Annotated in this window: 8 protein-coding genes and 2 rRNA genes; all 10 read right to left on the bottom strand. The window is 69.0% G+C overall.

Going from position 1 to position 9,997, the window contains the following annotated elements:
* Positions 1 to 27: 27 nt before the first annotated feature.
* Positions 28 to 504 carry a bifunctional nuclease family protein gene (locus tag ACFWP2_RS09050; protein ID WP_030303568.1) on the bottom strand — a complete coding sequence of 159 codons (477 nt, stop codon included), beginning with the start codon at positions 502 to 504 and terminating at the stop codon, positions 28 to 30.
* A 97-nt stretch (positions 505 to 601) separates the two neighbouring features.
* Entirely contained in the window at positions 602 to 1,297 is a 696-nt protein-coding gene (locus ACFWP2_RS09055; RefSeq protein WP_380449609.1) for a MerR family transcriptional regulator, read from the bottom strand.
* Positions 1,298 to 1,476: 179 nt separating this feature from the next.
* Positions 1,477 to 2,358, bottom strand: a complete 882-nt coding sequence (locus ACFWP2_RS09060) for an FHA domain-containing protein (RefSeq protein ID WP_360353595.1) — start codon at positions 2,356 to 2,358, stop codon at positions 1,477 to 1,479.
* Between the two features lie 232 nt (positions 2,359 to 2,590).
* Positions 2,591 to 3,376, bottom strand: a complete 786-nt coding sequence (locus ACFWP2_RS09065) for a DUF881 domain-containing protein (RefSeq protein ID WP_380449610.1) — start codon at positions 3,374 to 3,376, stop codon at positions 2,591 to 2,593.
* A 445-nt stretch (positions 3,377 to 3,821) separates the two neighbouring features.
* Positions 3,822 to 4,154, bottom strand: coding sequence for a small basic family protein (locus tag ACFWP2_RS09070; protein WP_030062488.1), 333 nt, complete (start codon positions 4,152 to 4,154; stop codon positions 3,822 to 3,824).
* Positions 4,151 to 5,239 carry a DUF881 domain-containing protein gene (locus ACFWP2_RS09075; RefSeq protein ID WP_380449592.1) on the bottom strand — a complete coding sequence of 363 codons (1,089 nt, stop codon included), beginning with the start codon at positions 5,237 to 5,239 and terminating at the stop codon, positions 4,151 to 4,153. The genes ACFWP2_RS09070 and ACFWP2_RS09075 overlap by 4 nt, the downstream gene beginning before the upstream one ends.
* A 190-nt stretch (positions 5,240 to 5,429) precedes the next feature.
* On the bottom strand, positions 5,430 to 7,925 hold the full coding sequence (locus ACFWP2_RS09080) for a sugar phosphate nucleotidyltransferase (protein WP_380449593.1): 2,496 nt from the start codon (positions 7,923 to 7,925) through the stop codon (positions 5,430 to 5,432).
* A 123-nt stretch (positions 7,926 to 8,048) separates the two neighbouring features.
* Positions 8,049 to 8,669 (bottom strand): CDP-alcohol phosphatidyltransferase family protein, encoded by a 621-nt coding sequence (locus ACFWP2_RS09085; protein WP_380449594.1) that lies wholly within the window; start codon positions 8,667 to 8,669, stop codon positions 8,049 to 8,051.
* Between the two features lie 99 nt (positions 8,670 to 8,768).
* A 5S ribosomal RNA gene (rrf, locus tag ACFWP2_RS09090) occupies positions 8,769 to 8,885 on the bottom strand.
* 82 nt (positions 8,886 to 8,967) lie between these two features.
* A 23S ribosomal RNA gene (locus tag ACFWP2_RS09095) occupies positions 8,968 to 9,997 on the bottom strand; the annotation flags it as partial.

Here is a 9,997-nt window from a genome sequence, read left to right on the forward strand (position 1 = left end):
GCCACATGGGCGCGCGGACGGGCCCCGTTACTGCGGACCGCTGCCGCCGAAGTCCTCGGGCGACACCTGGTCGAGGAACTCGCGGAACTTCTCGACCTCGTCCTCCTGCTCGTCCGGGATCGCGATGCCCGCCTCGGCGAGCACCTCCTCGCTCCCGTAGATCGGCGTGCCGGTGCGCAGTGCCAGCGCTATGGCGTCGGACGGCCGGGCGCTCACCTCGACCCCGCCGGCGAACACCAGCTCGGCGTAGAACACGCCCTCCCGCAGGTCGGTGATCCGGACCTCGGTGAGCTGCTGGCCGAGCGCCTCCAGGACGTCCTTGAACAGGTCGTGCGTCAACGGGCGCACCGGAGTCATGCCCTGCTGGGCGAAGGCGATCGCGGTCGCCTCGCCGGGGCCGATCCAGATCGGCAGGTAGCGATCTCCCCCGACCTCCCGAAGCAGCACGATCGGCTGGTTGGAAGGCATCTCCACTCGGACACCCACGACGTCGAGCTCATTCACACAGGCAACCCTATGGCTCCGCTCCCGGATATGAAAGCGCAGAGCGGACGCCGCTGGTCAGCGCGGTGCAGCCGGTGCCGCCGGAACGCCGCGGCCACTATCCGCGGGCCCTCAGACCGGCCTGGACCATCGCCGCGTGCAGCCGCACCGACAGGGTCGCGAGCTCCCGGGCCGTGGCCTCGGCGTGCGCCCTGGTCTGCGGGTTCCGGTGCCGGCGCAGCGGCGCCACGACCTGTTCCACCAAGGCGATCTCGCGGTCCGCCGCGGCCTTCATGGCGCGCAGGTGCCGGGGCTCCAGCCCGTACCGGCCGAGCTCCGCGACGAGCCGGGCCACCTGGAGCGCCTCGCCGTCGTAGCCGCCGTCCGGGCCCCGGGCGACCAGCCCGTAGGACTCCCACTCGACCAGCTCCGCTTCCCCGGCCTCGGCCGCCGCCAGCAGCTCGGCACGCCCCAGCCGGACCCCGGAGGGCACCTCGCCGGCGGCCACCAGCTCCCGGTCCGCCTCTTCCAGCGGCCCGGGCCGGGTGTCGGCGGCGGAGGGAAGCGCGGGCGGGCTCTCGCCGCGCTCGATGGCGTCCAGGTGCTCCCGGATCACCCGCAGCGGCAGGTAGTGGTCCCGCTGCATGCGTAGGACGTAGGCCAGTCGCTCGACGTCGGCCGGGCTGAACTTGCGGTACCCCGAGGGCGTGCGCTGCGGCTCGACCAGCCCCTCCGCCTCCAGGAAGCGGATCTTGGAGATGGTGACCTCGGGGAAGTCGTCGCGCAGGAAGGCCAGCACCGCGCCGATGCTCAGCAGTTCGTCACCGCCGCGCCGCCGCCCGGCCGGCCGCTCGCCCCGGAGCGGCTGTCGCGGGCCCGCGACCACCCCGCGCCCGCCGCGGTCCGCCTGCGGACCGGACGGGGTGGGGGTGGCCGCCCCGAGAGAAGAGGAAGGGGTATTCGTGTTCACTCGGGCTCCTGCCGACGTCGCTTTCAGTACCCCCGGTTGTGGCCGGCGAAGAACACCAGCCGGTACTTCCCGATCTGCACCTCGTCGCCGTTGTTCAGCGGCACCTCGTCGATCCGCTCCCGGTTCACGTAGGTGCCGTTGAGGCTGCCCACGTCCGCGACGCTGAAGCCGGCCGGGGTGCGGCGGAACTCCACGTGGCGGCGCGAGACCGTGACGTCGTCCAGGAAGATGTCGCCCTGCGGGTGACGACCAGCCGTGGTGACGTCCGAGTCCAGCAGGAAGCGGCTGCCGGAGTTCGGGCCGCGCTGCACGATCAGCAGGGCCGAGCCCGGCGGCAGCGCGTCGATCGCCGACAGCACCTCGGCCGACAGGGCCGGCGTGGCGCCGGTGCCGGTCGTGGTGGTGGGGTCGTACGACTCCAGGCCGGAGATGGAGATGGTCGACGTGGTCTCCGCCGCCCCCTCCGGGAGCAGGCCGCCGCGCAGCGCCGTGCCGCAGTTGGAACAGAACCGGGCCGAGGCCGGGTTCTGGTTGCCGCACCTGGGGCACGGAGTGGGGCCAGCCATGTTCACAGCCTCCTGGCGCGGCACACCCGACGGGTTGTGCCCGGCGTACGGATCCGGGGCAAACCCTCCACCAGAGGTTGAGGGTCCTGACGGGAAACCTATGCGCGGCTCGCCGGAGGGGTCAACCGACGCGCCGTAGCCCGCCGGATTCCCCGCGTACTGGGCGGCGCCGCCGTCCCGGTACAGCTGCTGACCTGCGTACGGTCCGGCCTCCGGGGCCGGCCGCATGCCCGGCACTGCGGGCTCGTCCTCCGGTCGGCGGTGACGCGCGGTGGGCGCCTCGACGGCGGCCGCGTCACGGCCCTTGTTGCGACCGAACAACTTCGAGAAGAAACTCACGGGCGAATCCCCTTGCGTGTGACAGACCCGCCCGCGGGGCAGGGTGAGAACCTCGGACATGCCGCCGCGAGCCCGGTCGTTGCGGCCCGGGCCCGCTGGAGTGGTACTCCGGCGGTTGGTACTGCGGTTGTTGCTCCGGAGCGTACTGGTGCGGACCAGTCTCGCCCAGGTGACGGCGGCGTCCCCCGGCGGGTGCCGCCCGCCCTTGACGGGCCGTTCGTCGGGCGCCCCGTCACTTCGAAGCCGGCTTGGCGTACTGCGGCGACGTCGGGTCCACGAGGGCGTCGACGACCACCTTCTGCTGCTGGGTGATCGTCGCCCGCGCCTGGTGGCTCTCCAGCGTGCGGACGACACCACCCGGGATGTTCAGCGCGGGCGTCAGATCCTGCGGGTTCCCCACGACCGTGAAGCGGTAGGGCTGCGAGACCTTCTTCCCGTCGATCTGCACCCCGCCGGCCGACAGGTCGGTGAAGTAGGTGTTGACCACCACGCGCACATCGTTGATCTGAATCGCCTCCGCCCCCGCCGCTCGAAGTTCTTGCAGGGTGTCCAGCAGCATATCTGCCTTCACCTGCCCTTGGGGATCATCGACCGTGAGTACGATGCCCGGACCAGTGGCTTTGACGGTACCGGCCAGCACACCGAGCTCCGTCACCTTCTTCCTGGTCTGCTCCTGCGCCTCCTTGGCCTGGTTGGAGCTGTTCTCCAACTTCGCCAGGGACTGCTCCAGCTCCGCCTTCTCCTGCTGGAGACGCTGCTGACGGCTGTCCAGTTCGTCGAGGATCCGCACCAGGTCCTCCTGGCGGGCCCCGCGCAGCTGGCTGTGGTGGTCGTTGGTCGACCGCACCTGGATCGCCAGCCCCAGACCGAGCGAGAACAGCAGCAGCGCCACCACCAGCTGCCCGCGCGACAGCCGCGGCGGCCAGAGTGCCGCCTTCAGGCGCCGCCGGCCGGCGTTCCGGTCGGAGGCGGGCTCGGGCTCGGGTTCCTCTTGCGGCTCGGGCTCGGTGGCAGGCACGGGGTCCGGCTCGGGCTTCGCCTCGGCCCTGGTCCCGACCTCCGGCTCAGCCGTCGCCTCGGCCTTCGCTTCGTCGGCCTTCGCTTCGGTGGCCTTCGTTTCGGCCTTCGCTTCGGCCACACGTGCCGGCTCGGTGACCTTCGTGAGCCGCAGCGTCGGCTGGGGCGCCGACTCGGCCTCAAGCTCTGCCTCAGCGTCAGACTTCTCCGACGGCGCCTCCGCGGCGGGGGTCCCCTCGGCCGCCCCGGCCGTGTCCTCCGAGCCGTCCTGACCGGACTCCCCGACCGACTCCGGCCCGGGCGCGTCCGCGGCCTTCTCGGCGGGCTGGGCAGCCGCCTCGTCGCCCGCGCGCTCCCCCGGCTCCGTGTCCGGCTTCCCGGCGGCCGGCTCGGCCACCGCCGTCTCCCGCTCCTTCTCCTTCTCCACCGCCGCCTCGCGGCCCGGCTCAGGCACGGAAGACATGGCGTCGGATCGCGGCCGCGTTGGAGAAGATGCGGATGCCGAGCACGACGACCACACCGGTGGACAGCTGCGAGCCGACGCCCAGCTGGTCACCGAGGAAGACGATCAGTGCCGCGACCACCACGTTCGACAGGAACGAGACGATGAACACCTTGTCGTTGAAGATCCCGTCGAGCATCGCCCGGACGCCGCCGAACACGGCGTCCAGCGCCGCCACCACCGCGATCGGCAGGTAGGGCACGACGGCGTCCGGCACCTCGGGTTGGACGAAGAGGCCGACGACCACCCCGATCACAAGACCCAGTACGGCAATCACGGTCTGGCTGCTCCTGTCCCTGTCGTGGTCTTGGTGGTTCCGGTCGACGGACGCCGCTTGGCGGTGGGAGTACCGCCGGGCGCGGTCGGCGAGGTGGACGCGGAAGGCGAGGCCGATGGTGAGACGGACGCGCCGGGGCTCCCCGGGGTTCCGGCTCCGGCCGACGACGTGCCGCCCGGGGCCGTCGGGGAGGCCGTGGGCGAGGTCTCGGGCGTCAGCGGCTGCGCGGTCCGCAGCGTCACCCCCACCGCCGCCGGCAGCGTCAGGTTCTTCTGCACGGAGAGCGTCGACTTGATGCCGTACTGCTCCTGGAGCAGCCGCAGGTACTGCCCCGCCATCTCCCGCTCGAAGGTCGTGAGGAGCTTCGAGCCGTCCCCGATCGCCTGGATGCTGTAGGGCGGCACCAGCGGCCGGTTGTCCACCAGCACCGCCTCGCCCGCGGCCCGGATCGCGGACAGCGCGGTCAGCCGCTGGCCGTTGATCGCGATCGCCTCGGCCCCGGCTCCCCAGAGGCCGTTCACCACCAGCTGCAGGTCGCGGTCCCGCAGCCGGCCGCTGTTGGAGAAGCCCTGCCCGGCCCGCGGGTCGACGTTGCCGCCGAGGCCCGTGCCCGCGGCGTCCTCCAGGACCAGCTTCACGCCCGGCCCGGTGACCTCGCCCAGGCCGACGGCCCCGCTCACCCCGCCGGGATCGCCGTCCCCCGAGGCGAGCGCCTGCTGCTGGGTGCTGTCGACCTTGAGCCGCAGCTCCTGCACCTGCTTCTGCAACTGGTCGGCCGAGGTGTTGCTGTCGTTGATCCGGTGGATCAGCGCGTCCCGCTCCTTGGCCAGCGACGGCTCGGCTTCGTGGGCGTTCACCGCGCCCACCGTCACCACCCCGCCGACCAGCGCCAGACCGGCGCCGAGCGTGAGCAGCCCCTGCCAGGTGCCGGGTATCCGGCTGTCGCGGGCACCGCCGCGGGCGGCGGCCGCCTCCGCGTAGCCCTCGTCCAGGCTGTGGTCCATCACGTTGGTCAGCAAGGACATCGAGGCGTCCGGACGGTTGTACCGTCCGTTCGGGGCACTCGGCGTCGGCGTCGCTGGCATGGAGACCATCGTCCCATGTCGCCGCCGGGCCCCGTGCACGGCCCCTGAGCTGCACACACGCTGCACACATGACGGAAAGTGACGGATTGTTCCGAATAGTGTGAAAACGGACAGCGGGGCGCGCGGATCACACCGCGCGCCCCGCCGTTCGGGCTAGTTCCGAGCTCGGGCGGCACTCAGCTCCGGACGGTCACCGCCCGGCTCCGTCGACCACCGCCGCCCACTCGTCCAGCAGCGCCTCGGTGGCCTCGTCGTCGGGGCCCTCCGCCCACAGGTGGGTGACCGCCTCGGCCGGGTCCGGCAGCACCAGCGTCCACCGCCCGTCGGCCTCGACCACCCGGACGCCGTCGGTGGTGTCCAGCCGACGGCTGCCGGCCGCCTCCACCACCGAGCGCATAACCATGCCCTTGGCCGCCCACGGCGTCGCGATGTCCCGGCGCCGGATGTGCGCCTGCGGAATCCGCGCGTCGATCTGGCTCAGCGTGAGCTGGGTGCGCGCCACCAGGCCGACCAGCCGGACGAACGCCGCGGCGCCGTCCAGCACACCGCTGAACTCCGGCACCACGAAGCCGCCGCGCCCGTCCCCACCGAACACCGTGCCCTCGGCGGAGGCCGCCTTCGCGAGGTCGTCCGGCGTCGTCGTGGTCCAGATGACCTGGGTGCCGTGGTACGCGGCGACCTGCTCGGCGATCCGGGTCGTGGTCACCGGCAGTGCCACCTGCCCGCTGCGCCGCTCGGCCGCGACCAGGTCCAGCAGCACCAGCAGGGCCCGGTCGTCGTCGATCACCCGGCCGAGCTCGTCCACGAAGGCGACGCGCTCGCCCACCGGGTCGAACCGCACACCGAAGGCCGCCCGCGAGGAGGCGACCAGCTCGCCCAGCCTGGCCAGACCGGCCCTGCGCTCCTCCGCGTCCTCGGTCGGCCGGGCCTCGTCCAGCCCGGTGGAGACGGTCAGCGCCTCGACCCCGAGCCGGCCGAGGATGCTCGGCAGGACCAGGCCCGCGCTGCCGTGCGCGGTGTCCACGACCACCTTCAGCCCGGCCTCCCGGACGCCGGTGGTGTCCACCGTCCGCAGCAGGTTGCCCGCGTAGGAGTCGAAGACGCTGGACGGGAAGGTCAGGTCCCCGATCTCCCCGGGGAACGCCCGCCGGTACTCCTGACGTGCGTAGACGCGGTCCAGCTTGCGCTGACCGGCCTGCGAGAGGTCCGCCCCGCGCTCGTCGAAGAAGAGGATGTCCAGCGAATCCGGCACACCCGGTGTGGTCCGCAGGAAGATCCCGCCCGCGCTCCCCCGCGCCGTGTGCTGCCGGGCCACCGGCATGGGCACGTTCTCGAGGTCGCGGACGTCGATCGCGGAGGTCTGGAGCCCCGAGATCATCGCCCGTTTGAGCGCACGCGCACCCCGCGAGTGGTCACGCGCGATGGTGACGGTGGCCCCCTTCTTCAGCGTCGTCGCGTACGCCCCCGCCAGCCGCACGGCCAGCTCCGGAGTGATCTCGACGTTCAGGATGCCCGAGACGCCACGGACCCCGAACAGGTGCTCCTGGCCGCGCGACTCCCAGATCACCGAGGTGTTGACGACGGCGCCGGCCTCGATGGTCTTGAACGGGTAGACGCGGACGTTCGCCCCGATGATCGACTCCTCGCCGACCAGGCACTCGTCCCCGATCACCGCGCCGTCCTCGATCCGCGCGGCCCGCATCACGTCGGTGTTCTTGCCGACCACGCAGCCCCGCAGGTTGCTCTGGGGTCCGACGTAGACGTTGTCGTGCACCACCGCCTTGTGCAGGAACGCGCCGCGCTTGACGACCACGTTGCTGCCCAGCACGGTGTGCTCGCGGATCTCCACGCCGGCCTCGACCTTGGCGTAGTCCCCGATGTACAGCGGCCCGCGCAGCACCGCCTCCGGGTCCACCTCGGCGCCCTCGGCGACCCAGACGCCCGGGGAGATCTCGAACCCGTCCAGCTCGACCTCGACCTTGCCCTCCAGGACGTCGGCCTGGGCCTTGCCGTAGCTCTCGTGGGTGCCCACGTCCTCCCAGTAGCCCTCGGCGACGTAGCCGTAGACCCGCTTGCCCTCCTTCAGCAGCTGTGGGAAGACGTCACTCGACCAGTCGACGGACTCACCCGCCGCGACGTAGTCGAAGACCTCGGGTTCCATCACGTAGATACCGGTGTTCACCGTGTCGGAGAAGACCTGCCCCCAGGTCGGCTTCTCCAGGAAACGCTCGACCCTCCCCTCCTCGTCCGTGATCGTGATCCCGAACTCCAGTGGATTCGGCACCCTCGTGAGACAGACGGTGACCAGAGCGTTCTTGCTGCGGTGAAAATCGATCAATTCCGAGAGATCGAAGTCGGTCAGCGCGTCACCGGAGATCACCAGAAAGGAATCGTCCCTGAGCGCGTCCTCGGCATTCTTGACACTCCCCGCAGTGCCCAGTGGCGTCTCCTCGTGGGCATAGGTCAGATGCATGCCCAGCTCTTCGCCGTCACCGAAATAGTTCTTGACCAGCGACGCCAGGAACTGCACGGTGACGACGGTGTCGGAGAGACCGTGCCGCTTCAGCAGCCGAAGCACGTGCTCCATGATCGGCCTATTGGCGACCGGAAGCAGCGGCTTCGGCATGCTGGAGGTCATCGGGCGGAGTCGGGTGCCCTCGCCCCCTGCCATGACAACGGCTTTCATTCGGGTGCGTCCTCCTTCGCGGTGGTGGACCAGCAGGTCCATCAAAGCGTTCCAGAAGGTTCTCTACCCGGAAGGTATCGTCCGACGCACCGATGAGGCGTGGGGCTTCTCTCAGATCACGTCTCAGACCGTGGACACGGAGCCCGCGGCGCTCGCCTTGACGATCCGCCGTGCCTGAACCGCGTAAAGAATCGCGGCCCACCAGTACAGCGTCGTCCCCCACCAGATGAACGCCCAGCTCACCACCTCGGCCGGCCGGGCGATCCAGCTGTCCACACTGCCGAGCAGCAGAAGCGGAAACGCGTACATCAGATTGAAGGTCGCGGCCTTGCCCAGGAAGCTCACCTGGAGCGGTCCGTAGCCGTGCCGGTTCAGAATCGGCAGCAGCGCGGCGATGAATACCTCACGGGCCAACAGGATCGCGGTGAGCCACCACGGCAGAATCTCACGCCAGGTCAATCCGACCAGCGTGGACAGCACATAGAGGCGGTCGGCCAGCGGATCGAGCAGCTGCCCCACCCGGCTGATCTGCCCCCACCTGCGGGCGAGCTTCCCGTCCAGGTAGTCGCTGACCCCGCTCAGCGCCAGGATCAACAGTGCCCAACCGTCATTGTTGGGCCCGTCGAAGACCGGCCACAGGATGAGCCAGAGAAAGAGCGGAACACCGACCAGCCGGCCCATGCTCAGCATGTTGGGGATGGTGAGGACGCGATCGGTCTGGACCCGCGTCTCCTGGACCTCCACCCGGGGGCCTCCTGTCCCGTGTGACGACAATTGCATGTTGACCCTACAACAGAGAAGCCCCCGACCGGTTCACCCGGCGGGGGCTTCTCTAGAATAATTGTTCGGCGGCGTCCTACTCTCCCACAGGGTCCCCCCTGCAGTACCATCGGCGCTGTGAGGCTTAGCTTCCGGGTTCGGAATGTAACCGGGCGTTTCCCTCACGCTATGACCACCGAAACACTATGAAACTGTCAACCGCACACCCGAAAAATTTCGGGCGGGTCGTTGTTTCAGAACAACACAGTGGACGCGAGCAACTGAGGACAAGCCCTCGGCCTATTAGTACCGGTCAACTCCACCCCTCACAGGGCTTCCATATCCGGCCTATCAACCCAGTCGTCTACTGGGAGCCTTACCCTCTCAAGGAGGTGGGAGTGCTCATCTCGAAGCAGGCTTCCCGCTTAGATGCTTTCAGCGGTTATCCCTCCCGAACGTAGCCAACCAGCCATGCCCTTGGCAGAACAACTGGCACACCAGAGGTTCGTCCGTCCCGGTCCTCTCGTACTAGGGACAGCCCTTCTCAACACTCCTACGCGCACAGCGGATAGGGACCGAACTGTCTCACGACGTTCTAAACCCAGCTCGCGTACCGCTTTAATGGGCGAACAGCCCAACCCTTGGGACCTACTCCAGCCCCAGGATGCGACGAGCCGACATCGAGGTGCCAAACCATCCCGTCGATATGGACTCTTGGGGAAGATCAGCCTGTTATCCCCGGGGTACCTTTTATCCGTTGAGCGACGGCGCTTCCACAAGCCACCGCCGGATCACTAGTCCCTACTTTCGTACCTGCTCGACCCGTCAGTCTCACAGTCAAGCTCCCTTGTGCACTTACACTCAACACCTGATTGCCAACCAGGCTGAGGGAACCTTTGGGCGCCTCCGTTACCCTTTAGGAGGCAACCGCCCCAGTTAAACTACCCACCAGACACTGTCCCTGATCCGGATCACGGACCCAGGTTAGACATCCAGCACGACCAGAGTGGTATTTCAACGGCGACTCCACAACAACTGGCGTTGCTGCTTCAAAGTCTCCCACCTATCCTACACAAGCCGAACCGAACACCAATATCAAGCTATAGTAAAGGTCCCGGGGTCTTTCCGTCCTGCTGCGCGAAACGAGCATCTTTACTCGTAATGCAATTTCACCGGGCCTATGGTTGAGACAGTCGAGAAGTCGTTACGCCATTCGTGCAGGTCGGAACTTACCCGACAAGGAATTTCGCTACCTTAGGATGGTTATAGTTACCACCGCCGTTTACTGGCGCTTAAGTTCTCAGCTTCGCCCC

The sequence above is a fragment of the Kitasatospora sp. NPDC058444 genome, assembly GCF_042721415.1.
GTDB lineage: Bacteria > Actinomycetota > Actinomycetes > Streptomycetales > Streptomycetaceae > Kitasatospora.

Coding starts and splice junctions, on each gene's coding strand:
- ACFWP2_RS09075 (WP_380449592.1), bottom strand. CDS start 5,239: ATGCCAGCGACGCCGACGCCGAGTGCCCCGAACGGACGGTACAACCGT.
- ACFWP2_RS09080 (WP_380449593.1), bottom strand. CDS start 7,925: ATGAAAGCCGTTGTCATGGCAGGGGGCGAGGGCACCCGACTCCGCCCG.